General features: G+C 72.2%; 22 protein-coding genes. 12 read left to right on the forward strand and 10 right to left on the reverse strand.

Going from position 1 to position 25,287, the window contains the following annotated elements; all coding sequences use genetic code 11:
* Window positions 1-126 precede the first annotated feature (126 nt).
* Complete coding sequence (locus tag ACYP53_RS24215; RefSeq protein WP_459649819.1) at window positions 127-2,619, forward strand: DEAD/DEAH box helicase; 2,493 nt, start codon at window positions 127-129, stop codon at window positions 2,617-2,619.
* An 84-nt stretch (window positions 2,620-2,703) separates the two neighbouring features.
* On the opposite strand, the gene ACYP53_RS24220 is transcribed toward ACYP53_RS24215, so the two are convergent.
* The gene (locus tag ACYP53_RS24220) at window positions 2,704-3,645 is read right to left on the reverse strand and encodes a hypothetical protein (RefSeq protein WP_459648923.1); all 942 of its coding nucleotides are present in this window, start codon (window positions 3,643-3,645) and stop codon (window positions 2,704-2,706) included.
* Window positions 3,646-3,904: 259 nt separating this feature from the next.
* Here ACYP53_RS24220 and bioB point away from each other — a divergent pair, with 259 nt between their 5' ends.
* The 4 genes from bioB to ACYP53_RS24240 all read left to right on the forward strand — a co-directional run bounded on the left by bioB (window position 3,905) and on the right by ACYP53_RS24240 (window position 7,782).
* Window positions 3,905-5,134 carry a biotin synthase BioB gene (gene bioB, locus ACYP53_RS24225; protein WP_189920205.1) on the forward strand — a complete coding sequence of 410 codons (1,230 nt, stop codon included), beginning with the start codon at window positions 3,905-3,907 and terminating at the stop codon, window positions 5,132-5,134.
* 30 nt (window positions 5,135-5,164) lie between these two features.
* Window positions 5,165-6,469, forward strand: coding sequence for an adenosylmethionine--8-amino-7-oxononanoate transaminase (locus tag ACYP53_RS24230; RefSeq protein ID WP_459648924.1), 1,305 nt, complete (start codon window positions 5,165-5,167; stop codon window positions 6,467-6,469).
* 29 nt (window positions 6,470-6,498) lie between these two features.
* Window positions 6,499-7,257, forward strand: a complete 759-nt coding sequence (bioD, locus tag ACYP53_RS24235; RefSeq protein WP_229928877.1) for a dethiobiotin synthase — start codon at window positions 6,499-6,501, stop codon at window positions 7,255-7,257.
* A gap of 78 nt (window positions 7,258-7,335) precedes the next feature.
* A complete protein-coding gene (locus tag ACYP53_RS24240; RefSeq protein ID WP_459648925.1) occupies window positions 7,336-7,782 on the forward strand; it encodes a hypothetical protein in 447 nt (148 codons plus the stop codon).
* 69 nt (window positions 7,783-7,851) lie between these two features.
* On the opposite strand, the gene ACYP53_RS24245 is transcribed toward ACYP53_RS24240, so the two are convergent.
* Complete coding sequence (locus tag ACYP53_RS24245) at window positions 7,852-8,724, reverse strand: alpha/beta fold hydrolase (RefSeq protein WP_459648926.1); 873 nt, start codon at window positions 8,722-8,724, stop codon at window positions 7,852-7,854.
* Window positions 8,725-8,797: 73 nt separating this feature from the next.
* On the opposite strand from ACYP53_RS24245, the gene ACYP53_RS24250 reads away from it, so the two are divergent.
* The 3 genes from ACYP53_RS24250 to ACYP53_RS24260 all read left to right on the forward strand — a co-directional run bounded on the left by ACYP53_RS24250 (window position 8,798) and on the right by ACYP53_RS24260 (window position 11,543).
* Window positions 8,798-9,349, forward strand: a complete 552-nt coding sequence (locus ACYP53_RS24250) for a helix-turn-helix domain-containing protein (RefSeq protein ID WP_459648927.1) — start codon at window positions 8,798-8,800, stop codon at window positions 9,347-9,349.
* A 126-nt stretch (window positions 9,350-9,475) separates the two neighbouring features.
* Window positions 9,476-10,774 (forward strand): serine/threonine-protein kinase, encoded by a 1,299-nt coding sequence (locus tag ACYP53_RS24255; RefSeq protein ID WP_459648928.1) that lies wholly within the window; start codon window positions 9,476-9,478, stop codon window positions 10,772-10,774.
* A 154-nt stretch (window positions 10,775-10,928) separates the two neighbouring features.
* Window positions 10,929-11,543, forward strand: a complete 615-nt coding sequence (locus ACYP53_RS24260; RefSeq protein ID WP_459648929.1) for a DUF1707 SHOCT-like domain-containing protein — start codon at window positions 10,929-10,931, stop codon at window positions 11,541-11,543.
* 40 nt (window positions 11,544-11,583) lie between these two features.
* Here ACYP53_RS24260 and ACYP53_RS24265 read toward each other — a convergent pair whose 3' ends face one another.
* Genes ACYP53_RS24265 through ACYP53_RS24275 form a run of 3 tightly spaced genes read right to left on the reverse strand, consistent with a single transcriptional unit; the run spans window position 11,584 to window position 12,217 of the window.
* Window positions 11,584-11,757, reverse strand: a complete 174-nt coding sequence (locus ACYP53_RS24265) for a hypothetical protein (protein WP_459648930.1) — start codon at window positions 11,755-11,757, stop codon at window positions 11,584-11,586.
* Window positions 11,757-11,984 (reverse strand): hypothetical protein, encoded by a 228-nt coding sequence (locus ACYP53_RS24270; RefSeq protein ID WP_459648931.1) that lies wholly within the window; start codon window positions 11,982-11,984, stop codon window positions 11,757-11,759. Before ACYP53_RS24270 ends, ACYP53_RS24265 begins: the two co-directional genes overlap by 1 nt.
* Before the next feature lie 8 nt (window positions 11,985-11,992).
* The gene (locus tag ACYP53_RS24275) at window positions 11,993-12,217 is read right to left on the reverse strand and encodes a hypothetical protein (RefSeq protein ID WP_459648932.1); all 225 of its coding nucleotides are present in this window, start codon (window positions 12,215-12,217) and stop codon (window positions 11,993-11,995) included.
* Between the two features lie 239 nt (window positions 12,218-12,456).
* On the opposite strand from ACYP53_RS24275, the gene ACYP53_RS24280 reads away from it, so the two are divergent.
* From ACYP53_RS24280 to ACYP53_RS24290, 3 genes are all read left to right on the forward strand, one after another.
* Entirely contained in the window at window positions 12,457-12,690 is a 234-nt protein-coding gene (locus tag ACYP53_RS24280) for a helix-turn-helix transcriptional regulator (protein WP_459648933.1), read from the forward strand.
* A gap of 18 nt (window positions 12,691-12,708) precedes the next feature.
* A complete protein-coding gene (locus ACYP53_RS24285) occupies window positions 12,709-13,278 on the forward strand; it encodes a DUF5753 domain-containing protein (protein WP_459648934.1) in 570 nt (189 codons plus the stop codon).
* A gap of 161 nt (window positions 13,279-13,439) precedes the next feature.
* Window positions 13,440-16,331: an AfsR/SARP family transcriptional regulator gene (locus ACYP53_RS24290; RefSeq protein ID WP_459649820.1), complete on the forward strand. Its 2,892-nt coding sequence runs from the start codon at window positions 13,440-13,442 to the stop codon at window positions 16,329-16,331.
* Between the two features lie 326 nt (window positions 16,332-16,657).
* Here ACYP53_RS24290 and ACYP53_RS24295 read toward each other — a convergent pair whose 3' ends face one another.
* The 3 genes from ACYP53_RS24295 to ACYP53_RS24305 all read right to left on the reverse strand — a co-directional run bounded on the left by ACYP53_RS24295 (window position 16,658) and on the right by ACYP53_RS24305 (window position 19,473).
* The gene (locus ACYP53_RS24295) at window positions 16,658-17,056 is read right to left on the reverse strand and encodes a hypothetical protein (RefSeq protein ID WP_459648935.1); all 399 of its coding nucleotides are present in this window, start codon (window positions 17,054-17,056) and stop codon (window positions 16,658-16,660) included.
* Between the two features lie 436 nt (window positions 17,057-17,492).
* Window positions 17,493-18,503 (reverse strand): ArsR/SmtB family transcription factor, encoded by a 1,011-nt coding sequence (locus ACYP53_RS24300; protein ID WP_459648936.1) that lies wholly within the window; start codon window positions 18,501-18,503, stop codon window positions 17,493-17,495.
* Between the two features lie 229 nt (window positions 18,504-18,732).
* On the reverse strand, window positions 18,733-19,473 hold the full coding sequence (locus tag ACYP53_RS24305) for a helix-turn-helix domain-containing protein (protein WP_459648937.1): 741 nt from the start codon (window positions 19,471-19,473) through the stop codon (window positions 18,733-18,735).
* A gap of 114 nt (window positions 19,474-19,587) precedes the next feature.
* Here ACYP53_RS24305 and ACYP53_RS24310 point away from each other — a divergent pair, with 114 nt between their 5' ends.
* Window positions 19,588-21,024 (forward strand): aminopeptidase P family protein, encoded by a 1,437-nt coding sequence (locus ACYP53_RS24310; RefSeq protein ID WP_459648938.1) that lies wholly within the window; start codon window positions 19,588-19,590, stop codon window positions 21,022-21,024.
* A 53-nt stretch (window positions 21,025-21,077) separates the two neighbouring features.
* Here ACYP53_RS24310 and ACYP53_RS24315 read toward each other — a convergent pair whose 3' ends face one another.
* Window positions 21,078-24,056 carry a hypothetical protein gene (locus ACYP53_RS24315; protein ID WP_459648939.1) on the reverse strand — a complete coding sequence of 993 codons (2,979 nt, stop codon included), beginning with the start codon at window positions 24,054-24,056 and terminating at the stop codon, window positions 21,078-21,080.
* A gap of 157 nt (window positions 24,057-24,213) precedes the next feature.
* Complete coding sequence (locus tag ACYP53_RS24320) at window positions 24,214-25,284, reverse strand: transglycosylase family protein (RefSeq protein WP_459648940.1); 1,071 nt, start codon at window positions 25,282-25,284, stop codon at window positions 24,214-24,216.
* Between the last annotated feature and the right edge of the window lie 3 nt (window positions 25,285-25,287).

Here is a 25,287-nt window from a genome sequence, read left to right on the forward strand (position 1 = left end):
CTCGGCACATGACCGGCGGGCGGGCCTGGCCGGTCGCCACAGTCGACCGGCCCGGGCCTTGGGCGCCGGGCTTTGCCGGGGGTGGCGGCGAGCAGGCAAGATAGCCGGGTGACCCTCCTTGATCTGATGCCGAAGCCCGCCACTCCCGACGCGCTGTACGAGACGTTCGCAGCCTGGGCGGAGGAGCGCGGGATCACGCTGTACCCGGCGCAGGAGGAGGCGCTGATCGAGCTGGTCTCGGGGAACAACGTGATCCTGGCGACGCCGACCGGCTCGGGCAAGAGCCTGGTGGCGGCGGGCGCGCACTTCGCGGCGCTGGCGGAGGGGCAGCGGACGTTCTACACGGCACCGATCAAGGCGCTGGTGTCGGAGAAGTTCTTCGACCTGGTGAAGATGTTCGGCACCGAGCAGGTCGGCATGATGACCGGTGACGCGAGCGTGAACCCGACCGCGCCGATCATCTGCTGCACCGCCGAGGTGCTCGCCCAGATCGCGCTGCGCGACGGCGCCCGGGCGGACATCGGCCAGGTGGTCATGGACGAGTTCCACTTCTACGCCGAGCCGGACCGCGGCTGGGCCTGGCAGGTCCCGCTGCTGGAGCTGCCGCAGGCGCAGTTCCTGCTGATGTCGGCGACGCTGGGCGACGTGCGCCGCTTCGAGGAGGACCTGACCCGCCGGACGGGCCGTCCGACCACGGTGGTCCGCAACGCGACCCGCCCGGTGCCGCTGTTCTACGAGTACCGCCGCACCACGATGCACGACACCCTGGAGGAGCTGCTGCAGACCGGCCAGGCGCCGGTCTACGTCGTGCACTTCACCCAGAAGGAGGCGGTCGACCGGGCGCAGTCGCTGATGAGCATCAACATGTGCTCGAAGGCGGAGAAGGAGGCCATCGCCGATCTGATCGGCAACTTCCGTTTCACCACCAAGTTCGGCCGCAACCTGTCCCGTTTCGTGCGCCACGGCATCGGCGTGCACCACGCGGGCATGCTGCCGAAGTACCGCCGGCTGGTCGAACGCCTCGCCCAGGCGGGCCTGTTGAAGGTGATCTGCGGGACGGACACGCTGGGCGTGGGCGTCAACGTGCCGATCCGTACGGTGCTGTTCACCGCCCTGTCGAAGTACGACGGGCAGCGCGTGCGCATCCTGCGCGCCCGCGAGTTCCACCAGATCGCGGGCCGGGCGGGCCGGGCCGGCTTCGACACCGTCGGCCAGGTGGTGGCGCAGGCACCGGAGCACGTGATCGAGAACGACAAGGCGATCGCCAAGGCCGGGGACGACCCGAAGAAGAAGCGCAAGGTGGTGCGCAAGAAGGCGCCGGAGGGCTTCGTCGGCTGGACCGAGGAGACCTTCGACAAGCTGATCGGCGCCGACCCGGAGCCCCTGGTCTCCCGGTTCAAGGTGAGCCACGCGATGCTGCTGTCGGTCATCGGCCGCCCGGGCAACGCCTTCGAGGCGATGCGCAAGCTGCTCACCGACAACCACGAGGACCGGGCCGCGCAGCGCCGGCACATCCGCACCGCGATCGCCATCTACCGTTCGCTGCTGGAGGGCGGCGTGGTGGAGCGGCTGCCGGAGCCGGACGCCGAGGGCCGGATCGTACGGCTCACCCTGGACCTGCAGGAGAACTTCGCGCTCAACCAGCCGCTGTCCACCTTCGCGCTGGCGGCCTTCGAGCTCCTCGACCCGACCTCGCCCTCCTTCGCGATGGACGTGATCTCCGTCGTCGAGGCGACCCTCGACGACCCGCGCCAGATCCTCGCCGCCCAGCAGAACAAGGCGCGCGGCGAGGCCATCGGCGAGATGAAGCGGGACGGCATCGAGTACGAGGAGCGGATGGAGCGGCTCCAGGAGATCACCTACCCGAAGCCGCTGGAGGAGCTGCTCACCCACGCCTACGAGGTGTACGCCCGGGCGCACCCGTGGATCGGCGACCACCAGCTGCAGCCGAAGTCGGTGGTCCGCGACCTGTACGAGCGGGCGATGACCTTCTCGGACTACGTCGGCTTCTACGAGCTGGCGCGCACCGAGGGCATCGTGCTGCGCTACCTGGCGGGCGCGTTCAAGGCGCTGGAGCAGACCGTCCCGGAGGACGTGAAGACCGACGACCTCAAGGACGTCATCGCCTGGCTGGGCGAGCTGGTCCGCCAGGTCGACTCCAGCCTGCTGGACGAGTGGGAGCAGCTGGCCAACCCGACCGAGGAGCAGACCGCCGAGGTGCGGCTGGACGACAAGCCGGCGCCGGTCACGGCCAACGCCCGCGCGTTCCGGGTGCTGGTCCGCAACGAGATGTTCCGCCGGGTCGAGCTGTGCGCGCTGGAGCACTGGGACGCACTCGGCGAGCTGGACGGCGAGTACGGCTGGGACGCGGACCGCTGGGCGGACGCCATGGACGGGTACTGGGACGAGTACGACGACCTCGGCACCGGTCCGAACGCGCGCGGCCCGAAGATGCTGATCATCGAGGAGGAGGACTCCGCCTGGCGGGTCCGGCAGATCTTCGACGACCCGGAGGGCGACCACGACTGGGGCATCAGCGCCGAGGTGGACCTGTTCGGCTCGGACGAGGAGGGCCGGGCGGTCGTGCGGGTCACCGCGGTGGACCGGCTCGGCGGCTGACGGCCCGTCGGACGGCGTGAGGGGGCCCGGCGTTCGCCGGGCCCCCTCAGCCGTTCTCCGTCCGGTCTTCTCCGTCCGGCCGCTCTACATCCAGACGAAGGGCTGGCCCGCCGCGTAGGAGATCGCGCGGGTGGCCTCGTCCAGGTTCTGCTCGGTGCCGGCCGCCGTGCCGGTGGGGGTCGGGGTCTGGGCGGCGGGCGAGCCCGTACCGCTCGGGGTGGCGGACGCCGGGCGGCCGTCGCCGGCCCGCGAGCTGGTGACCGTCACGTAGTGCCCGACGGCCTCGACCCGCGGCTCACCGCCCGGCTTGGTGCCGGCGGGCGGAGCGGGGGCGGTGACGGCGTTCTCGAGGATGAAGGCGACCGACCCGGGCTTGGCCCGCAGGGCGTCGGCGGCCCTGGTGGCGGCGGCCTGGTCGGGGAAGCGCAGCAGGGTGACGCTGCTGAGCACGGGGCGGTCCTGGCCGGTGAAGCTGACGGTCAGGTACGCCTGGCAGCCGCTGTCCTTCAGCGGGTCCTGGGCGCGGTCCTGGAGCACCTCGGCGCAGTTCTCGCCCTGCCGGGCGCCGTTGCGCCGGGCCTTGTAGGCGCCGACCTCGACCGGCCGCTGGGCCGGGAAGATGTTGTCGACGTTGAGGGCCTCGGGGTCGGTGAGCGCCGGCGCGGATCCGACCACGGGCGGCGTCTTGGCGGAGTCCTTGGTGGACGGGCCGAGCCCGGGTATGTAGTCGCCGGGCATCGGGCGGGTGATGATCCAGCCGCCGGCCACGACGACGCCGACCACGACGATCCAGCCCGCGGCCCGACGGCCGGTCAGCCGCCGGCCGCGTCGCCGGGCGGCCGTCGCGCCGGTGCCGGTCCGGTCGGCGGCGCCGGTGCCGGTCCGGTCGGCGGCGCCGGTGCCGGTCCGGTCGGCGGTACCCTCGGCGTCGCCGCCCCTCGGGTCGGCGCCCCCGCCGGTCCGCTGTCCTGCCTGGCCTTCCCGGCCGTCTCCCGGAGTCGGGGTGCGCTCCCCCTGCGTGGTCATGGCGCAGATTCTAAGCACCCCGGGCGTGGCCTGGGTCACGGGGTCGGGGGTTGTGGATCATCGTCCGGGCGGCGTGTCCCGTGCGGTCGGCGCCGGTCGACCCCTACCCGCCGGTAATCTTCGCCCCGGCCCCGCGTCAAGCCCGTGACCAGCGACGGAGCCGTGAGCTTCGACACTGTGGCAATCGGCACATCCTCACACCGATCTTCTGGCGGGTTTGCTCTGGCGCCGCTCGATCGGCAGCAGGCAGGATCACCCCATGGATCTGCTCGATACCCTCACCGCCAAGGGCCTGCGCGGCGAAGTCCCGACCCGCGAGGAGGCCCTGGCCGTCCTCGCCACCACCGACGACGAGCTGCTCGACGTCGTCGCCGCGGCCGGCAAGGTGCGCCGCCGCTGGTTCGGCCGCCGGGTCAAGCTCAACTACCTGGTGAACCTCAAGAGCGGGCTCTGCCCGGAGGACTGCTCGTACTGTTCGCAGCGGCTCGGGTCCAAGGCCGAGATCCTCAAGTACACCTGGCTCAAGCCGGACCAGGCCGCCGACGCCGCCCGCGCCGGGGTGGCCGGCGGCGCCAAGCGGGTCTGCCTGGTGGCCAGCGGCCGCGGCCCGACGGACCGTGACATCGACCGGGTCACCGACACCATGGCCGCCATCAAGGACGCCGACCCCGAGGTCGAGATCTGCGTCTGCCTCGGCCTGCTCTCCGACAACCAGGCGGAGCGGCTCAAGGCGGCCGGCGCCGACGCCTACAACCACAACCTCAACACCTCCGAGAACACCTACGGAGCCATCACCAAGACCCACACCTACGCGGACCGCGTGGACACCGTGCAGAAGGCGCACGGCGCGGGCCTGTCCGCCTGCTCCGGCCTGATCGCCGGCATGGGCGAGACCGACGAGGACCTCGTCGACGTGGTGTTCGCGCTGCGCGAGCTCGGCTCGGACTCCGTGCCGGTCAACTTCCTCATCCCCTTCGAGGGCACCCCGCTCGCCAAGGAGTGGAACCTCACCCCGCAGCGCTGCCTGCGCATCCTCGCGATGGTCCGCTTCGTCAACCCGGACACCGAGGTCCGGATCGCCGGCGGGCGCGAGGTGCACCTGCGCACCATGCAGCCGCTCGGCCTGCACATCGCCAACTCCATCTTCCTCGGCGACTACCTGACCAGCGAGGGCCAGGCCGGCCAGGCCGACCTCGACATGATCAAGGACGCCGGCTTCGAGGTCGAGGGCGCCGGCGAGGCCACCCTGCCCCGCCACCGCGCCGACGTCGCCGAGGCCGCCCAGGCCGGTGGCGGCTGCGGCACCGCGGCCTCGGCCTGCGGCAGCGGCGGCGGCTGCGGCCCGTGCGGCGGGCACTCCCACGCGCCCGCAGTGACCGCTTCCGCCGAGCCGGCGGAGGAGACCCCCGAGGACGGCGACGAGCTGCGCAGCGACCTCGTCAAGGTCCGCCGCCGCGGCGCCGGCACCGAACTCGCGCCCAACGCCTGACCGTCCCACCGCTCTGGAGAGTCGCCCATCATGCCCCAGCTGTCCGCGGACACGCTGCTCACCCTCGACCGCGCCCACGTCTGGCACCCGTACGGACCGATGCCCGGAACCGTCGCCCCGTACGTGGTGGAGTCGGCCTCCGGCGTGCGGCTGCGCCTGGCCGAACCGGTCGCGGGCGGGCGGCGCGAGCTGGTCGACGGGATGTCCTCCTGGTGGGCGGCGATCCACGGCTACCGGCACCCGGTGCTGGACGAGGCCGTCCGCGAGCAGCTGGGGCGGATGAGCCACGTGATGTTCGGCGGGCTCACCCACGAGCCCGCCGTCCGGCTGGCCGCCAGGCTGGTGGAGATCACCCCGGAACCGCTGCGGCACGTCTTCCTCGCCGACTCGGGCTCGGTGGCCGTCGAGGTCGCGATGAAGATGTGCCTGCAGTACTGGCAGTCCATCGGCCGGCCGGGCAAGCGCCGGCTGCTGACCTGGCGCGGCGGCTACCACGGTGACACCTTCCACCCGATGTCGGTCTGCGACCCGGACGGCGGGATGCACCACCTGTGGGGCGGGGTGCTGCCCGGGCAGCTCTTCGCGCCGCAGCCGCCGGCCGGGTTCGACGCCCCGCTCGACCCCGAATACGCCGCACGCTTCGAGGAGTTGATGGCCCGTCACGCCGACGAACTGGCCGCCGTCATCGTCGAGCCGGTCGTCCAGGGCGCGGGCGGAATGCAGTTCCACTCCCCGGCCTACCTGCGGATGCTGCGCGAACTCTGCGACCGGTACGGGGTGCTGCTGGTCTTCGACGAGATCGCCACCGGATTCGGGCGCAGCGGCGCCCTGTTCGCCGCCGACCACGCGGGCGTCTCCCCGGACGTGATGTGCCTCGGCAAGGCCCTCACCGGCGGCTACCTGACCCTGGCCGCCGCACTGTGCACCGGCGAGATCGCCGACGGCATCAGCCGCGGCGAGATGCCGGTGCTCGCCCACGGCCCCACCTTCATGGGCAACCCGCTGGCCTGCGCGGCCGCCAACGCCTCACTGGACCTGCTGCTCGGGCAGGACTGGGCGGTGGAGGTCAAGCGCATCGAGGACGGCCTGCGGACCGGCCTCGCGGCAGCGGCGGACGTCCCGGGCGTCCACGACGTACGGGTCCTGGGCGCCATCGGCGTCGTGCAGTTGGACCATCCGGTGGACGTAGCGGCGGCGACCGAGGCCGCCGCGCGGGAGGGCGTCTGGCTGCGCCCCTTCCGGGACCTGATCTACACCATGCCGCCCTATGTGACGGAGGACGAGGACGTGGCACGCATCGCGGCCGCCGTGACCGCCGCGGCGGTGGCGGCATGAGCGCGGACACAGACACTGGCACTGGCACCGTGAACGCGCGGATCCTCTTCGTCACGGGCACCAACACGGACGTCGGCAAGACCGTCGCCACCGCGGCCCTCGCCGCGGTGGCGCTGCGCGGCGGCCTGAAGGTCGCCGTGCTCAAGCCCGGGCAGACCGGCGTCACCCCGGACGAGCCCGGCGACGCCCACGAAGTCCGGCGCCTGGCAGGCGAACTGACCTACCGTGAGCTGGCCCGCTACCCCGAGCCGCTGGCCCCCGACACCGCCGCCCGGCGGTCCGGACTGCCGTACCTCTCCCCCGCCGAGGTGGTCACCGAGGTCGCCGGCCTCGCCGCCGCCCACGACCTGGTGCTCGTCGAGGGCGCGGGCGGCCTGCTGGTCCGCTACGACGACGAGGGCCGCACCCTCGCCGACCAGGCCCGGGCCGTCCTCGACGCCGGGCTGCCCGCCGAGGTGCTGCTCGTCGCCTCCGCCGGACTCGGGACCCTGAACATCGTCTCCCTCACCGCGGAGGCCCTGGCCGCCCGCGAACTCCCCCTCACCGGCGTCCTCGTCGGCTCCTGGCCGGCCGACCCCGGCCTCGCCGAGCGCTGCAACCTCGCCGACCTGCCGCGCTCCGCCGGCGCCCCGCTGCTCGGCGCCCTGCCGGAACGCGCGGGCACCGCCGAGGACTTCGCCGCCCTGGCGCTCGCCTCGCTCGCCCCCGAGCTGGGCGGGACCTGGAACGCGGAGCACTTCGCGGAGCGGTTCTCGGAGCACTTCGCGGACACCCACCGGGCGGAATAGGCCCGGCTTCGCTCGAAGGGGTGATCTCCGCGCCCGAACCGTGGGTGCGGCGGCTACCGGCTGAATACGGTTCCTCCCATGACAGACGGGCTGACCGTGGACGAGGCCCTGCGGGCCTTGGCCGCCCTGGAGGCGGCGTGGAAGGACGACGAGGAGGCGCTGTCCGCCCTGGCGGCGGGCAGCGTCGAGGAACAGCCGCTGCCGGCGCTGGTCGCCGCGTACGGCGAGCACGCGATGGACACGCTGATGGCGCTCGCCTTCGGGCTGCGCTCCACCATGAGCGACGAGGAACTCGCCGAGATCTCCGACGCGGTCAGCTCCAACATCGGCGCCCGGATGAGCGCCCTGCTCACCCAGACCCTGAAGACCTGGGGCACCCTCGCCGCCCCGGACGACCACACCGTCACCAAGATCATCGCCCGCACCGTCATCGACGCGATGCGGGCCGTCACCGAGGACCCCAGCAAGACCGAGGTCCTGCCCCTCCTCGCCACCTTCCGCAGCTACGCCCTCAACGGCACCTGAGCGACGGCCGATCCGGCGCGGGCCCCGAACCCCTCGGGGCCCGCGCTCTCAGGCTCTCCGGGCGCCTCTTCAGCCCGTCCGGCCGGGCCTGCCGGTCCCGCCCGTCCGGCCGAGGAGGTGTTCGACGCGGTCGGCGACGATCCCCGGCTGCTCGGCCTGGATGAGATGGCCGGAGTCCACGGTCTCGAACCGGCCGTCGGGCAGTGACTCGGCCCAGCGCCGCCGGTGCTCGGCCAGGGCGGTGTGGTGCCGGCCCCGGCCCTTCTGGGGGCGGGCGGCCGAGAGGAGGACGGTCGGGCACGCCGGCGGGGCGGGTGGCTCGGCGCGGAAGCGCGGGATGGCCTCGGCGACGGCCTTGATCTCCTTCCGGGTCTGCGCGATGCCCGCCGGGACGAAGTCCTCGGCGAGCATGGCCTCGTAGGTGTCCGCCGGGAAGAGCCGCCGGAGGTCACGACTGGCCAGGCGGGCCAGCCGGCGGGAGCGGAACAGCGCCTGGGTGACGCCCAGGGACCGGTCGACCTTCGCCGCGGTCCGGTCGAAGGTGTCGTAGACGGGCGCGCTCTCCGCCGCCGGGTCGAGCAGCAGCAGCCCCCGCAGCCGCGGCCCCAGCCCCTCCACGGCCCGGCGGGCGACCAGCCCGCCCATGCTGTGCGCGACGAGCACGAAGCCGCCGGGGACGACCGCCTCGACCAGCGCGACCAGGTCCGCGGCCAGGTCGTCGATGCTCAGCCGGGCCGCCGTCCGGCCGCTGCGGCCGAAGCCGGCGCGGTCGTAGGCGACCAGTCTCGTCCGGTCCGCGAGCAGCGCGGTCACCGGGTCCCAGCAGGTGCGTCCCATTCCGCCGCCCGCCTCGAAGACCACCCAGTCCGTCCCGCTGCCGGTCTCCTCCACGTGGACGGTCCGGCCGTTCACCGGCACCGCGCGCCCCGTTGCCTGTCGCATGCCCCCTCCAAGGCTCACCGTTTCCACCGTTTCCACTTTCGATAATAGTATCGAGTATGGAATTGTGAAGCCCATGGACACCACCGACGTACTCCTCCACCCGGTGCGCCTGCGCGTGGTGCACGCGCTCGCCGGCGGCCGGTCGCTGACCACCGCCCAGTTGTGCGAGCGGATGCCCGATGTGCCGAAGGTGACCATGTACCGGCACGTCGCCCTGCTCGCCGAGGCGGGCTTCCTGGACGTGGCCGGGGAGCAGCGGGTGCGCGGAGCCGTCGAGCGGCACTACCGGCTGCGCCAGGACCGTCCGGTCGTCGACACCGACGCCGCCGCCGCGATGACGCCGGACGACCACCGCCGGGGCTTCGCCGCCGCCATGGCCGTGCTCATCGCCGAGTTCAACGCCTACCTCGACCGCGACGGCGCCGACCCGGTGGCCGACGCGGTCTCCTACCGGCAGGGCACACTCTGGCTCACCCCGGACGAACTCGCAGAGATGACGGCCCAGTTGCGCGCGGTGCTGGCCCCTCGGCTGGCCAACCGGCCGGCGCCGGGCCGCATGCCCTACCTGCTCAGCCCCGTCCAGTTCCCGGTCGGCCCGCCGTCCGCCGACGAGGCCCGGCCCTGAGGCCGAGGACGACGGTGCCGTCCCCGTCCGGCCCGTCGATAGTTGCGGTAAGGCTGCACACCTGAACTCCCGTGGTGTGTAATCGCGCTGGACCGGGGCACCCGGGGTGGCGGGAGGGGAGAGCTGGTGGACGAGCTGCAGACGACGGATCCGCGGCAGGTGGGGCGGTACCGGATCACCGGGGTCCTCGGCGCCGGCGGCATGGGCCGGGTCTACCTCGGGCAGTCGCCCAGCGGACGGTCGGTCGCGGTCAAGGTGGTGCGGCCGGAACTCGCCCAGGACCCCGAGTTCCGGCGCCGGTTCGCCCGCGAGGTGGCCTCCGCCCGCAGGGTCAACGGGTTCTTCACGGCCGCCGTGGTCGACGCCGACCCCGGGAGCGCGACCCCGTGGCTCGCCACCGCCTACGTCCCCGGCCCGCCCCTGGACCTGGCGATCGCGACCGGCGGCCCCTGGCCGGTGGACCGGGTGCGGGCACTGGGCGCGGGCCTCGCCGAGGCCCTGGAGGCCATCCACGCCGCCGAGTTGGTGCACCGGGACCTCAAGCCCTCGAACGTCCTGCTCGCCCCCGACGGCCCCCGGGTGGTCGACTTCGGCATCTCCGTGGCCGCCGAGGCCACCGCGCTCACCCGCACCGGGATGATCGTCGGCACCCCCGGCTTCATGGCCCCCGAACAGCTCCTCGGCCGGCCCGTCACACCGGCCACCGACGTCTTCGCCCTCGGGGCCGTCCTGGCCTACGCGGCCACCGGCACCGGCCCCTTCGGCACCGGCTCGGCGCAGGCGCTCAACTTCCGCATCGCGTACGAGGAACCGGACCTCTCGCTGCTGCCGCGGGGCCTGGAGGTGATCGGACGCTGCCTGGCCAAGGACCCGGCGCAACGGCCCTCGGTGGCGGCGCTCATCCAGGAACTCGCGCTGGTCCCGGTCGACAGCGGGCTGCCCACGGAGGTCGTCCCGCCGGTCACCGCGTGGATGCCGACGCCCGCCGCCACGCCCGCCCCGGCGGCCCCGTCCGCCCCCACGGTCCCGACCGAGCGGCAGCGCCCCCTCTTCCCGTTCTGGGCCGCGATCACGGCACTGGCGCTCGCCATGGTGCTGCCCCCGGTGCCCGGTTCGACGGTCGCCATCACGAGCATGGCCCACGGCTCCTGGCCCGTCGTCGTGGCCGCCGCCATCGGCCTCGCCACCTGCGCGGCGGCACTGTCCCTCGCACGCCGTGGCCGTACGGGTCGCGTTCCCCGGTGGCCCCGGTACGTGCACGGGCTCGCCGCGGTCGTCAACACCGGGCTGCTCGTCTTCTACCTGGTCAGGATCCTGCGCTGGCGGGAGTTCGGCGAGCTCGGTGGCGGTGCGTACAGCTACATCGTCGCCGCCGTGATGCTGGTCTGGGGCCTCGTCCGCTTCCCGCGGTCGACGACCCGGTAGCCTCCGCTGGCGACCGGCGAGCCACCTCGCTCCTTCCGGCCGGACCCGGCCTGGCTTGGCCTGGCGGGAACACCTGTCGCGACCTATCGTGTATCCCTGTCCGCGCTGCTGCCCGCGTCGCGCGAGGACCTTCTTCGAACCCAGGACGGGAAGCATGCCCGGAGACCGTTCGACCGCTGGGATTCCTTCCGGCCACGGCTCGCAGCCAGGGATTCGGGCCTCCCATGCGGACCGGGATCGGGTGGCCGACCAGCTGAGCATCGCGGCGGGCGAAGGCCGGCTGACCACAGAGGAATTGGGCCAGCGACTGGAAGCCGCCCTGTCCGCACGGACGATCGGCGAGCTGACCGAACTCACCGCCGACCTGCCACCGGCGTCGGTCTTCCCTGGCGGGGTCCTGGCGGCGGCCAAGGACGTCCTCCGGATCGAGCAGCGGTTCAGTCCGGTCAAGCGGGCGGGCCGCTGGGTGGTGCCGCGCCGGCTGGAACTCGCGGTGGAATTCTGCGAGGTGACACTCGACTTCACGCAGGCGGTGATCACACAGGACACCGTGCAGATCGACCTGGACATGCGCGGCAAGACCCTGACGCTGATCGTCGGCCCCGGCATTCTGGTCGATACCGATGGCCTGTGCCTGGAGTTCAGCAAGGTGAAGAACCGTCAGGATTCGGACCGCGGTACGCCGATCGCCCTACGCGTCGAGCTGACCGGCACGAAGAGGTTCGGTCGTGTGGTCGTGCGGCAGCCACGGAGAACGACCGGCCGGTGACTTTCGGCGCGGGCTTCGAGGAGCCTCGAAGCCCGCGCGATCAGGCGGGAACCCTCAACCACCCGGCGGCGAGCGCGAATCCGCCCGTCGAGGAGGCCAGGAAGGTGAGGGCGAACACCAGGGCGGTCGCAGGAGAGCCGACGCCCTCCGGGATCAGGAGGACGGCGACACAGGCGAGCGCGAGGGAGCCGGCGACGATGACACCGGCTGCCACTACGGCCGCATACCTCTGCGGAGGACGACGACCAGCTGCTCGATGACGTCCGGCCGGGCGGCCTCGAGGTCGATCAGGATGACGCCGGTGGCCTTGGCCGAGCGCCAGTCGATGCCGAGGGACGGGAGTCTCACGTTCGCGGCGTTCAGGACGGCCTGGAGGTCGTCGAGGATGTCGGCTGCGGTGCGACGGTCCTCGGCCGTGATCTTGTCGATCATGCTGCTCATGGGGCATCTCACTGTTCGATGTTCGAGATCCAACGCGCTTCGGTGTCCCACTCGATGCCGCCGTTGAGGGGCCGGAGGAAGGCGAGGCCGTGCGCCCAACCCATGAAGGCACCCCAGCGCCCGGAGCGGACGTCGAAGACCCGCTCACCGGTGGAGGCGGGGCGGTAGGGCACGGACGGCGGCGCCACCCGTCGCACGGGCGGCGCCGCCGGGGCGATGGCGGCGGAGGTCATGCGGGCCTCCGGGACGGATTCGCCGCACCGCGCACACCGGCAGGGCGGGAAGTTCCGCCGAAGGATCAGGCTTTCGCCAGAATATCCCTTTGTCATATTGTCCTCGATGTCTCACTCATGGGCGCATTACACACTGAGCGACCGCAAGGAATCGGCGATCGCGCTCCAAGGATCGGTGCGCGGCTCTACGATCGGAAGACGTTTCAACTCAACACCCAATCAGTTGAACCGAGGTGATCATGAGTAGCGAAGCAACGGAACCGCCCGAGTCTCGGCGGGTCGCCTTCGGAAGGAAGCTCCGAAGCCTCCGGCAGGCCCGGGGCCTCACGCAGACCCAGCTAGGAAAGTTGATCAACTACTCTGGCGCGTTCGTCTCCTATGTTGAACTCGGGGATCGCCCACCGCCCTTCCCTCTTGCCACTCGCGCCGATGCCGCACTGGACGCCAACGACACTCTGGAGTCGTTGTGGTGAGACCTCCAAGAGACCTCCATGCTCAAGGGATTCTTCAAGTACGCCTCATACGAGTCGAAGGCCATCGAGATCAGACATTTCCAGGAGAGATTCGTTCCTGGACTGCTCCAGACCCAGGAATATGCCGCAGCACTTCACAATGCCGCTGCGGATCGCGGCGAAATCAGTCAAAGTCAGGCCGAGGAACGAACCGCCTTCGTCGTCTCTCGCCGACGCCTTCTCACGAGAACGGATGCCCCGCACTTCCACTTCATCCTGGACGAAAGCTGTGTCCACACCCGGATCGGCGGCGACGCCGTAACAAACGCCCAACTTCAGCGCCTTGACGATCTCGCCAAGCTGCCGAATGTCACACTGCAAGTCTTCCCGTTCACGCGTGGCGAGGAGTGCCCCTTTGCATGGTCGGCAATCATGCTCACGCTCCCCGACCACTCAACCATGCTCTACTCGGAGTCCAAACTCGGAGCGCTCTTCTCAAAGGACCCCGATGAAGTCAGGCGCTGGGAGAGGGATTGGAGGCATCTCCGGAACAGCGCGCTCTCTCTCACCGACACCCTCAGCGCGATCCAGGCCAAACGGTCGCTATGAACTGGCCGAGAGCCGATAGCGCGTTTGTGAACGGGTGCCATGCCAGCGAAGATGTGAGGCCAGTCGGCACCCCGAGGCCGGCCTGCATCCATGGGGGAACTCTCTTGCCGTTAGCCGGTGATCCGAATCCGCTCAGCTTCGCGTTACTCGGCCCGTTGCAGGTGCAGCGCTCCGGTTCCGCCATCGCCTTGGGGGCTCCTCGGCAGCGGTCGGTGCTGGTCTCGCTCCTCCTGCGGCCCGACGCGGTCGTCACGGTCGATGAGCTGATCGACGACCTGTGGGGCGACCAGCCGCCCGGCTCGCCCCTGATCACCCTCCGTTCCTACGTCTCCCAGCTGCGCAAGCTGCTGGAGCCGGCCCGCGAGACCCCCACCGTCCTCCTCTCCCAGGCGGGCGGGTACCGGTTGGCGGTCGATCCGGACCAGGTCGACCTCTGGCGGGCCAAGCAGCTTCACGAGCTGGCTGGCCGGTGCTCCCTCGAACAGCCGGAGCAGGCCAGGGCCCGCCTCCGGCAGGCGCTCTCACTCTGGCACGGCGAGCCACTGGCCGACCTCCCCGGGCCGCTCATGCACCGCGAGCGCGAACGCCTCTCCGAGCTTCACCTCACCCTCCTCGAAGAGCGCCTGGCCCTCGACGTCGCCCTCGCCGACCCGGCCGACTACCTGCCCGAGCTGGAAAGCCTCACCGCCGACCACCCTTTCCGCGAGCGCCTCCAGGCCCTGCTCATCCGCGCGCTGCACCGCCAGGGCCGCACGCCGGAGGCCCGTACGGTCTACGACACCCTCCACGAACGGCTCGTGGAGCGCCTCGGCATCGAGCCGGGCCCCGAACTCGCCGCCCTGCGCGACGAACTGGACCCGGACCAACTCCCCTCACCGCTCCCCCACTTCACCGGCCGCCGGGACCACGTCGCCCGCCTCGGCCACGCCCTCACCTCCCGGACCGGCCCCGGCCTGCGCCTGGCGACCGTCACCGGCATGGCCGGCGTCGGAAAGACGGCCCTCGCCGTGCGGGCCGCCCACACCCTGCGCCCGCACTTCCCGGACGGCCGCCTCTACGCGGACCTGCGCGGCGCCGACCTGGTGCCCGCCAGCGCGTCCGACATCCTGGCGGAGTTCCTGACCGCCCTGGGCATCCGGCCCGCGGCCGTCCCCAAGGACCTGCCCGGCCGGTCCGCCCTGTTCCGGACCGCCACCGCCGGCAAGCGGTTGCTGATCCTCCTGGACAACGCGCGGGACGACGCCCAGATCCAGCCGCTCCTGCCCGGCTCCCCGGACTGCGCGGTGATCGTCACCAGCCGCACGGTGCTCTACAGCGTGCCGTCGGTCCTGCACGTCGCACTGGACGTGTTCAGCGAGGGCGAAGCGCTGAGCCTGCTGGACGCGGTCATCGGCAGGGCCCGCCGTTGCTCCCAACAGGCTGACGCCGAGCTGCTGGTGGAGGCCTGCGGCCGGCTGCCGCTGGCCGTACGGATCGCCGCCGCCCGGCTCGCCGCGACTCCGGACCAGCCGATCGCCGCGCTCGTCCGGCGCCTCACCGACGACCGGGAGGGCATCACCGCGCTCCGCACCCGCGATGTCGCCATCGAGCAGGTCTTCGACCTCAGTTACCGCTTGCTCCCCCCGGCCCTGGCGTCGGCGTTCCGACTGCTCTCCTGGATCGAGCCGGACATCGGCCTCGCCTCGGCGGCCGCCGTCCTGAGCCTGCCCGAGGAGCAGGCGGAACGCCTCGCCGAGTCGCTGGTGGACCAGGCGCTCCTCGAATCGATCGGCGCCGGGCGCTACCGCTACCACGACCTGGTACGGGCCTTCGCCCGCCGGACGTCCCGGCGGCTGGACCCCGACGAACGAACCGCCGCTCACCATCGGCTGCTGACGCTGCTGCTCTCCCGCGCCCGTACGGCCTTCGCCCTCGCCGTGCCCGGCGACCCGGTCGCCGACGTCTTCGGCGCGCCGGTCGCCGATGTCCTCGGCGCGCCGGTGGCCGACGTCCTCGGCGAGCCGGCGCCGCGCCCCGCCGCCCACCCGGGCTTCGCGGACCTGGCGGACGCCCGCCGGTGGGCGCGGGCCGAGACGCCGAGCGCGGTGGCCCTCGCCGCCGCGATCGCGACCGCCGGCCCGGGCGAACTGCGGCCCACCGTCGACCTGTTGATCGCCCTCAGCCCGCTCGGCCTGGGCGCCTTCGGCGGCCGGGCGGAGGAGGCGTCCCGCCTGCTGATCGGCGCCGCCGTGGCCTGCGGCGACCGCGCCGCGGAGGGCCGTTCCCGGTTCCTGCTGGGCACCATCCTGCTGGCCGGGGCCCGGCTCGACGAGGCCGGCGCGCAGGCCCGCGAGGCCGCCCGGGCCTGCCAGGAGGCGGGCGACCGGGCCGTGCTGCGGCAGGCGCTCAACGACCTGGGCCTGATCGCCCAGGCCGAGGGCCGGCACGGAGAGGCGATCGCCGCCTTCGACGAGGCCGCGCTGCTCGCCCGGCGACTCGGTCACCGTTCGGGCGAGGTGGCGAGTGCGGCGAACGCCGCGCTGTCCCGGATCCGCAGCGGCCGTGCGGCGATCGCGGCGGAGACCTGCCGGCTGCTCCTCGACGAGCCGGCCGGAGGGGCCGCCGATCCGGCGATGACCGCGTACGTGCACTACGTCCTCGGTCTCGCCTACCAGGTACTGGGCCGGCTCGACGACGCCGCCGCGCAGCTGCGGCTCTGCATCGACCGCGCGCACCCCGCCCGCGACCTGGACCGGGAGTCGGCCGCCCGGAGCCGGCTGGCCGACGTCCTGCGCCTGCTCGGGCGGGTCGACGAGGCGGTGCACCAGGCGGAACGCGCCCTGGTCCTGGCGACGGAAGGCGGGCGGCAGCGCGAACGCGCTCTCGCCCACCTGGTGTTGGCCAACGCGATGACCGCTCGGGGTGACCACGGCACCGCACGGACTCACGAGGCGGAGGCCCAGCTGCTGCTCGGCAGGCTGAGCGCACCGGAGTCCGCCGACGCGGGGCTGCTGCTGACCGCGCTCGCCACGGGCGACCGGGCCGTCGTCACCCCCGGCGAGAATCGCCGATGATCAGGCCGGTCCCGTTCCACGCGACCTTGCTCGCCAGGCACCGCACGTCGGGCGACCCGCCGCAGGCCTTCGCCGGCGGCTCGGCCGGCGAGCCGTGCCCCCGTCCGGGATCCCCGGCACCCCATGCGACGGCGCCCACCACCGACGCCAGGACCGCCGCACCGGCAACCGCCGCGCGGACCACAACCGTTCGAAACACTGCTGACGCTCCCTACTCACGTGTGATCAAGCGTCAGAACCCTCGCAGGGGTCGGTAGACAGCCGATCAACACGCGGGCCGCGGCCGCCCGACCAGGCGCCCCGGCCGACGGCGCCCGCGCCGCGGCTCAGCGGCTTCCGGTGACCCGGAACGGCCCGGAGTTCCAGTGCAGTACGGCCGGGCCGCCGGTCGGCCAGTCGTGGTTCAGCCGTCGGCGGTCCCGGCCGAGCGCGCCCAGGTCGAGGGGGCGCAGCGTGCCGGTGATCAGGCCGGTGGCCTCGGCGGGGGTGAGCGGCATGACCGTCACGTACTGGGCGTCGTCGCCGCCCATCCAGTCGACGAGCTCGGTGAAGATCCAGACGAACCGCTGCGAGCAGTCCCGGCAGCGGCGGACGTCCACGGAGAAGCGGGAGCCGTCCACCACATCGGTCTCGTGCTCGAACCCCTCCCGCTGGCCGCGCCACACCGCGTGCGCGTCCTCGCCGTAACACTTCGCGCAGCCGAACGCCACCATCGGCCTTCTCATCGGTCGACTCCTGTTCCGCTTCCGCGTTCCCGCTTCCGCCCGCTCCGCGACGACCCGTCCTGGCCCATGATGCCCGGACCGGTGGCGGACGGCAGCGGTTCGCCGATCATCGCCGGGCCCGGCCCCGAGCCTCCGGGGGATGACCGACCGGCGGGCCAACCCCCGGTGACGCCCGGGGGTATGCGCTGTGAAAGGCGGTGCTCGTGGCCCGTGTCCTGGGCGTTTCGGCCCCAGGCCCGTCGTGGACGGCCGGCCGCCGGGCGCCGCTCACCACCGCGCCCGGGCGGGACCGCGCGGTCGACGGCGCGGCACGGAGAGGACCCCGACGGGGGAACAGTTCACGGCCCGTTTCCACACCGTTCGCACCCCGGGGCGGACGGGAGCCCGCCCGGTTGACGGCCCGGTGCGGCCTGGCGCGGCCCGGACCGGCCTCCGCTCAGGCCGGGGCCGAGGTCGGGGCCGGGGGTTGCGGGTTGTCGAGGAGGAGGTCCTGGCCGACGTCGGTGAGGGTGTGGCGGACCTGCCTGCCCTCGCGCCGGGTGCCGATCAGCCCGGCCGCGCGCAGGGCGGCGGCGTGGGCGGAGGCGGAGGGCGGGGTGACGCCGAGGCGCTGGGCGAGTTCGGCGGTGGAGCAGCCGCCGCCGGCGATCACGCGCAGCACGCGGGCCCGGGCGGGGCCGAGGACGGCGGCGAGGCCGTCGGCGGTCGACGGCCGGGTCGGGGATTCGGCGGCCGGGGCACCGAGGGGGTGCAGCAGCAGGCTCTGGCGGTCCGGTCCGGCCAGGAGGCCGATGCTCTGCTGGACGAAGAAGTTGGGCCGCAGCTCCAGGCCCCGGCCGCCCAGGTCGAAGCAGCCCTCCAGCTCGCCGAGGGTGCACTCCAGGACGCCCTCGTCCCGCCAGACCGCGTTCGGGTGGAGCGAGTCGAGCATCGCGCCGATCCCGGAGCGGGCGGCGGTGCGGGCCCGGACGGCGATGTCGGCTTCCAGGGCGCGGCGGATCTCGGGCCAGTCCGGGGCGAGGCAGGTGCGGAAGAGTGCCCAGGCGCCGTCGCTGACCTCGCGCAGGCCCCGGGTGCCGTCGTCGCACAACCGGGCGAGGGCGGTCGGGAGTCCGGTCCCGCTGCCGAACGGCGCGACGCCCTCCTCGACGACCTGCTGCGGGACGGCGAGGAGCGCGTCGAGCTCGTCGTCCAGCTGCCGGCGGACGGCGTCGAGGTCGGCCACCATGAAGTCGGGGACGCCGATCGGGCTCGCGTTGACCACGTCGAGGAAGCGCCGGGCCCGGTCGGGCACGTGGCGGCGGACGTCCCGCCACCAGCGCTCGCTGCGCGACCCGGTGCCCTGGTGCACGCCCTGCCTGGCCGAGCCGGCCATCAGGTGGTCGAGCGGCGATATGACGAACCGGGTCTTCGCGAGATCCGCGACCCCGAACTTCAATGCGATCACGAATCGTCCTCCCGCTCCCCCGCAGCCGCCCTGACCTGGCGCGTTCTCAACTATTAGGCCCAGAGGCTAATGCATGGCCGTCCGGCCGCCGCGCTTGGCATGCTCTCTCCGTCGGCACGGGGGAAGCCCGCTCCGGCCCCCACCACGAGGGGAGTGGGGGCCGGAGCAAAATCCCCGGCCGCTTGTTCGGTAAACCGAACATCCGGCGTCCCTGGCGAACCGCACCGGCTCAGTGCGCAGTCCCCAGCGACGGCCCCTGCAACGGGCCCTGCGACGGCCCCAGGGCAGGCTGCGCGGCGGGTTCCAGGGCGGCCCGCCCGACGGCCCCGTCCGCCCCCTCCCCCGCCCCCTCGCCCGCGAGGTGCAGCCGCTGCTCCGCCCGGTACTGCAGGAGGAGCACCGAGCGCACCGGCTCGCCGCCCACCGCCGTGTACGAGTGCGGCAGCGAGGCGTCGAAGCCGACGTAGTCGCCCGGGCCGAGCTCGACCTCCCGGCGCCCGGCCCGGACCCTCAGCCGCCCGGCCTGGACGACGGTGTGCTCGGTGCCGATGTGGCCGGCGGAGATCTGGGTGCCGTCGGTGCGCACCTGCTGGTCGTAGATCTCGAACACCACGTCCCCGGACTCGATCCGGCGCAGCGGGCGCAGGTCCACGCCCCGGCCGCTCAGCACCTCGGCGTCGGCCGCCCGCACCACCGTCACCTCGTCGACGGGCCGCGCCTCCACCAGGTCGGAGATCGGCACGCCGAGCACCCGGGAGAGCCCGAGCACGGTCTCCAGGGTCGGGTTGCCGGCCCCGGACTCCAGTTGGGAGAGCGTCGCCTTGCCGATCCCGGCCCGCCGGGACAGCTCGGAGAGCGAGAGCCCGCGCTGCGCCCGTACCCGCTTCAGGTTGGCGGCGAGGACACCCCGGACGGTCTCCGCGTCCTGCTCACCCGCCCGGTGCGGACCGGACTCCTCGGCGTCGTTCACCCTCGACCTCTTCTCTCCCGGCAACGTTCGATATACCGTACGGGACGCATGCCGACGGACGGAGCAGCGTAGCGAAGCGCGTCGCGTCCACGACCCTCACGAGGAGAGACCGTAGTGACCGAGCCCGCCGACACCATCAAGTACCGGAAGAACGGCCTCACCCGTGGCGTCACGGACGAGCTCGCCGAGAGCATGAAGCGAGGCTGGGCCGACACCGAGCGCACCGCCCTGGAGCCGATCCGGCAGGCCGCGCACACCGCCCGCCGCCGCGCCGAGCTCTCCGCCGCCTTCCCCGGCGAGCTGCTGGTGGTCCCGTCCGGCAACCCCAAGGTGCGGGCCAACGACACCGACTACCCGTTCCGGCCGTCCTCCGACTACGTCTACCTGACCGGTGACCAGTCCCAGGACTCCGTACTGGTGCTGGAGCCGACCGGCGACAGCGGGCACACCGCCGTCCTCTACCTGCGCAACCGCTCGGAGATCGACAACGGCGAGTTCTGGCTGGACAACCACGGCGAGCTGTGGGACGGCCGCCGCAACAGCCTGACCGAGAGCGAGCGGCTGCTCGGCCTGCCCTGCCGGGACGTGCGCGCCGTCCGCGACGACCTGCGGGCGTCCACCGGCCCGGTGCGGGTGCTGCGCCGCCACGACGCGGGCGTGGAGCGGGCCCTCGACGGCCGGGCGGACGCCGGACGGGACGAGGAGTTCGAGGTCTTCCTGTCCGGACTGCGCCTGGTCAAGGACGAGTTCGAGATCGCCGAGCTGCGTTTCGCGTGCGAGGCCACCGCCCGCGGCTTCGAGGACGTGGTGCGCGTCCTCGGCACCGACTCCGCGACGCCGGAGCGGCTGATCGAGGGCACCTTCTTCGTCCGCGCCCGGATCGAGGGCAACGACGTCGGCTACAGCACCATCGCCGCGGCCGGCCCGCACGCCACCACCCTGCACTGGGTGCGCAACACCGGGCAGGCCCGGCCGGGCGACCTGCTGCTGCTGGACGCGGGCGTGGAGACCAACGAGCTCTACACCGCGGACGTCACCCGCACCCTGCCGGTCAGCGGCCGGTTCACCGAGGTGCAGCGCAGGGTGTACGACGCCGTGCTGGCCGCGCAGGAGGCGGGCATCGCGGCGGTCCGGCCGGGCGCGGACTTCCGCGACTTCCACCACGCGGCCCAGCGCGAGCTCGCCGAACACCTCACCTCCTGGGGCCTGTTCGGGGACCTGACCGCCGACAAGGTGTACGAGCTGGGCCTGCACCGCCGCTTCACCCTGGCGGGCACCGGCCACATGCTGGGCATCGACGTGCACGACTGCGCCCACTCGCTCACCGAGCTCCACGTGGACGGCCCGCTGAAGCCGGGCATGGTGCTCACCGTCGAGCCGGGGATCTACTTCCAGGAGAACGACCTGACGGTGCCGGCGGAGTACCGCGGCATCGGGGTGCGGATCGAGGACGACATCCTGGTCACCGAGGACGGCAACGAGAACCTCTCCGCGGCCCTCCCCCGCCACGCCGACGAGGTCGAGTCCTGGCTGGCCGCCCTGCGCGCCTGACGGCCGGCGGCACCAGCGGACCCCTCCGGCGGGGCCCGCTGGTGCCCGTGGTCTCAGCCCCAGTTGCCGACCAGGGGCCGGTCGCCCGGGTTCCCGAACCGGGTGCCGTAGACGGTCAGGGCGCCTTCCTTGCCCGAGCCGTAGAAGGTCTGGTCACCGGGCCGGTAGACACCGACGGTGTCGATCCCGGCGCCGTCCCAGTCGCCCTTGATCGGGAGGTCGCCGGGGCTTCCGAACGTGAAGCGGTGGTCATCGGTGCCCGGGGTGTTGGTGTCGCGCAGGTGGAACGTCTGGGTGTCGGGGTCGTACGCACCGATGGTGGTACGGCCGCTGCCGCTCCAGTTGCCGACCAACGGGGTCCAGTTCCGGCTGCCGTACTTGACCGTGTAGGTGGCGCTGGTGTTGTCGTCGCTGAGGTAGAAGGTCTGGTTGCCCGGCCGGTAGACACCGATCGTGGTGCGGCCCCGTCCGCTCCAGTCCCCGACGATCGGACGGTCGCCCGGGTTGCCGAACTTGTAGGAGGACGTGGTGCCGTCGCCGTTGGGGAGCACGAAGGTCTGGTCGCCGGGCCGGTAGACAGCGACGGTGTCGATGCCCGGGCCGTTCCAGTGGCCGGTCAGCACGACGTCGTCCGGGCCGCTGACCAGCTGCGAGGTGTCAGAGGTTCCGACCAGGACGTCGTTGTGGCTGTTCTCGCTCACGGTGCGGTCACCGGGCCGGTAGACGCCGACGCCTGCCGCCGCCGGAGCCGGGGTGGCGTTGATGACGGCGGCGCCGATGCTCTGCTGTCGGCGCGTGGTGAGCGGCATGTCCGTCGCTTGCTGGGCGTTGATCCAGCGGAAGTTCTCCAGGTACACCACCCGGGGGTTCTGAGCCGCCATGGCCCGGTACTCCGCATTGTTGGCCGCGAGGACAGAGTCGGTGGCCGTCCCGCACCCCACGACACGAGGAATGACGCTCTCCGGGAACAGCACCAGGTGCTGGTCGGGAGAGGCGAGGGCGCCCTGCAGCTCGGCCAGCTTCTGCGCGTTGGTGCCGCGGCCGGCGCAGTAGTTGTCGAAGCCGACCAGGTCGACCCCGCTCGGCACCGGCGACGTCAGGTGGTAGAGGTCCGTGGTGTAGGCGAGCATCTTGCCGGGGAAGGCGTCCCGCACCTGGTTCGCCTCGGTCTGCACCTGGGTGGCGTCGAAGCCCTGGTAGTAGGGCTCGTCCAGGGTGTAGACCGCGGAGATCTTGTCCAGGTTGGAGCCGATCCGGGACACCAGGCCGGCCAGCGCCGCCGGGGCGTCCGGGTTGGGCCGGACCGGGCCGGTCAGCATCACCTGCCTGCTCACGTCGATGACGCAGGCGGCGGGGCGGCAGTAGTCCAGGAAACCGGCGTAGCGGGGGTCCGTGAGGTCCTGGCCGATGAAGTTGTTCAGGTTCGTCCACGGCGCCACCTCGGCGCTGTGATCCACGCTGTAGTTCGGGTCGTCCGGGTCCATGACGTCGAAGTAGCCGTAGTAGTCGAGCCCGCCGAGCATGCTGACCCGCAGGTCGTCCACGGCGCCGACGGTACCGGGGGTGGCGCGCTCGGAGCCGAGGTGCACGTAGCCGTCGCGCGGCAGGTCCGCGGGCACCTGGCCGGCGAACAGCGTGCTGCCGTTCACGGTGACGGTCGCCTGCCGGGCGGCGCCGCCGGTCAACGCCAGGGAGACCTCGTAACTCCCGGAACCGGGCGGGACGGTATCGGTCAGCAACGGCAGTGTCCGGCCCGCCTGGTACAGCTTCATCGAACCGTCGGCCTGCACCCGCAGGCCGAGGGCGACGTCGCCGGCGTCGACCGCGCCCGTCGATCCGGAGGCGTTGCTGACGAGCAGGGTCGCGGCGTCGCCGCCACTGGTGCGGCCGACCGCCGGGGTGAGCCGGGCGTGCACCGTGTAGGAGCCGGAGAGGTCGGCGGTGGCAGGCTTGCTCAACCGTACGGCGGCGGTGCCCTGCGGGAAGGACAGCGCGTTGGGGGCGGTCTGGCTGTTGACCCGCACCGAGCTCGCCGAAGGCGTGGCCGCCAGGCCCTTGACGCCGGACACCGCGGCGTAGCCGGCGGAGACCAGCGTGGGCTGACGCGCGCTCAGGTCGTCGTTGAGACCGTTGTCGCTGCCGGCCGGGGCACCGTCGAAGGTGTCGACGAAGGGCTTGGCACCGGCCGTGGCACTCGCGTCGATCCGGCTGACGTTCAGGCCGGTGTCGGTGCCGTCTCCGAAGGTGGTGATCCGGTCCGAGGTGGAGAGGTAGGTGCCGAGGTACAGGAACGCGCTGCTCGGCCAGCGGTTGACCGAGGCCGGACCGGTGATCGGGAAGGCGGTCCCGTTGACGGTCAGGGTGATGGCCTTGTCGGCGCCTGTCGACACTCGCACTGACACCGCGTACCGGTCGGCGGGCGTCACCGTCCCCTGCCAGAACGGCGTTTCGCCGCCTCCGCCGTGGAACAGGGCGAGCCTGCCGGAGGATCCGACGGTCAGCCCCAGATCGACGTCACCGTTGGTCACGTACCCGGAGGCGCGATGGCTGCGGCTGAGCACCACGGAGGCCCAGTCGTTTCCGGTGTGCTCACCGACCGACGGGTCCACCACCGTCGAGACGGTGTACGTCCCGTCGGTGTCCGCGATCACGGGGGCACCGAGCATGAGTGCCGAGACTCCCGTGGTGAAGACCAGCCGGTTGGGCTGATCCGCCGTGCTGACCTGCGCGTAGGAGGAGTCGGGTTGCGCGATGGTGTCCCAGCGGCCGGAGGTCCTGGTCCAGGAGACCGGCCGGACACTGCCTTGCTGACGCTGGGCCAGACCGACGTTGAGTCCGCGCAGCGGTGCCGTGTTGAGCGTCGGACTCTGCCGGAACGTGTCGGTGAACGGACCGGCGACGCTGAGGTCCACCGGCGTCGGAGCCGCGCCGGCGGCCACCGCCGGTGCGGCGACGAAGCCGGCGGGTATGGAGGTCAGTGCGATCAGAACCGCGGACACCAGCCCGCGGCCCATCCGTTGAGTGAGTCTCATCAGGTCGACTCCAGGTCGAAGGTACGGTCGGCACCCGGCGACCCGGGCCCGCCGCGAGAGTCAGGGGATCAGCGGCACGGACCGATGCCGTGCCGCCCGGGCCGCCCGTCGAAAGATCGACGGGCGGCCCGCCAGGGTATCTCCGCCCCGGATCGGCTCAGCTCCAGTGGCCGGTGATGGGGATGTCGTCGGGGTTGCCGAACTTGGCCCCGTAGATGACCTGGTCGGTGTCGTAACCCGCACCGAAGAACTCCTGCGTCCCGGGCCGGTAGACACCGATCTTGTCCCGGCCCGACCCGTCCCAGTCACCCTTGATCGGACGATCCCCCGGACTCCCGAACTTGACCACATGGTCCGCGGACCCCGACGTGTTCGAGTTCGACAGATAGAACGTCTGCGTATCCGGGTCGTACGCCCCGATCGTGTCCTTACCGGTACCGCCCCAGTTCCCCACGATCGGAACCCAGCCCGGATTCCCGAACTTGACCGCGTACTTCACCGTCAGATTGTCCGAACTCAGGTAGAACGTCTGATCCGACGGACGATACACACCGATCGACGGCCGACCCGTGTTGTCCCAGTCACCCACCAACGGCACATCACCCGCCACACCGAACGACGCCTGCAAATACAGGTTCAGATTGTCCGACGTCAGGAAGAACGTCTGATCCGACGGACGATACACACCCACCGTGTCCTTCCCCGTCGACGACCAATGCGCCGTCAACGGCACATCACCCGGATTCCCGAACGTCGACACACCCACCACCGACGAACCACTGCCATCCGCCATGTAGAACGTCTGATCCGACGCCCGATACACACCGATCGACGGCTTGGAGGCGGGGTACGGCACCGCATGATCGGATCCGAGCCCCACCTTGGGCCCGCAGTACGGCCAGGCTCCCTGCCCCTGCTTCGCGAGCACCTTCTCCGCTATCAGGATCTGCTGCACCTTGGACGCCTGGTTCGCGTACGGTGCGTACTGCTGGCCGCCATAGGCGTTCCAGGTGGCCGCGTCGAACTGCAGCCCGCCGTAGTACGTTGTGGTCGAGGTGTGGTGGACGTTGGACCAGTCGCCAGTGCTCTCGCACTGGGCGAGCTTGTCCCAGGTGGCGACCGAGGCCGCGGCGGCCTGTTGGGTGCTCAACGCGGATAGCGGACCCGCGGTGAACGCCAGCACGGCGGCGAGGCTCATCAATCGCCGACGGAATGCGGACTTCGACATGCC

The organism is Kitasatospora sp. Ki12, from assembly GCF_054601375.1.

Excerpts from the sequence above, each read along its gene's own strand:
- ACYP53_RS24215 (WP_459649819.1), top strand. The coding sequence starts at position 127 with ATGCCGAAGCCCGCCACTCCCGACGCGCTGTACGAGACGTTCGCAGCC.
- ACYP53_RS24220 (WP_459648923.1), bottom strand. The coding sequence starts at position 3,645 with ATGACCACGCAGGGGGAGCGCACCCCGACTCCGGGAGACGGCCGGGAA.
- bioB (WP_189920205.1), top strand. The coding sequence starts at position 3,905 with ATGGATCTGCTCGATACCCTCACCGCCAAGGGCCTGCGCGGCGAAGTC.
- ACYP53_RS24230 (WP_459648924.1), top strand. The coding sequence starts at position 5,165 with ATGCCCCAGCTGTCCGCGGACACGCTGCTCACCCTCGACCGCGCCCAC.
- ACYP53_RS24240 (WP_459648925.1), top strand. The coding sequence starts at position 7,336 with ATGACAGACGGGCTGACCGTGGACGAGGCCCTGCGGGCCTTGGCCGCC.
- ACYP53_RS24245 (WP_459648926.1), bottom strand. The coding sequence starts at position 8,724 with ATGCGACAGGCAACGGGGCGCGCGGTGCCGGTGAACGGCCGGACCGTC.
- ACYP53_RS24250 (WP_459648927.1), top strand. The coding sequence starts at position 8,798 with ATGGACACCACCGACGTACTCCTCCACCCGGTGCGCCTGCGCGTGGTG.
- ACYP53_RS24260 (WP_459648929.1), top strand. The coding sequence starts at position 10,929 with ATGCCCGGAGACCGTTCGACCGCTGGGATTCCTTCCGGCCACGGCTCG.
- ACYP53_RS24270 (WP_459648931.1), bottom strand. The coding sequence starts at position 11,984 with ATGAGCAGCATGATCGACAAGATCACGGCCGAGGACCGTCGCACCGCA.
- ACYP53_RS24275 (WP_459648932.1), bottom strand. The coding sequence starts at position 12,217 with ATGACCTCCGCCGCCATCGCCCCGGCGGCGCCGCCCGTGCGACGGGTG.
- ACYP53_RS24280 (WP_459648933.1), top strand. The coding sequence starts at position 12,457 with ATGAGTAGCGAAGCAACGGAACCGCCCGAGTCTCGGCGGGTCGCCTTC.
- ACYP53_RS24285 (WP_459648934.1), top strand. The coding sequence starts at position 12,709 with ATGCTCAAGGGATTCTTCAAGTACGCCTCATACGAGTCGAAGGCCATC.
- ACYP53_RS24295 (WP_459648935.1), bottom strand. The coding sequence starts at position 17,056 with ATGAGAAGGCCGATGGTGGCGTTCGGCTGCGCGAAGTGTTACGGCGAG.
- ACYP53_RS24315 (WP_459648939.1), bottom strand. The coding sequence starts at position 24,056 with ATGAGACTCACTCAACGGATGGGCCGCGGGCTGGTGTCCGCGGTTCTG.
- ACYP53_RS24320 (WP_459648940.1), bottom strand. The coding sequence starts at position 25,284 with ATGTCGAAGTCCGCATTCCGTCGGCGATTGATGAGCCTCGCCGCCGTG.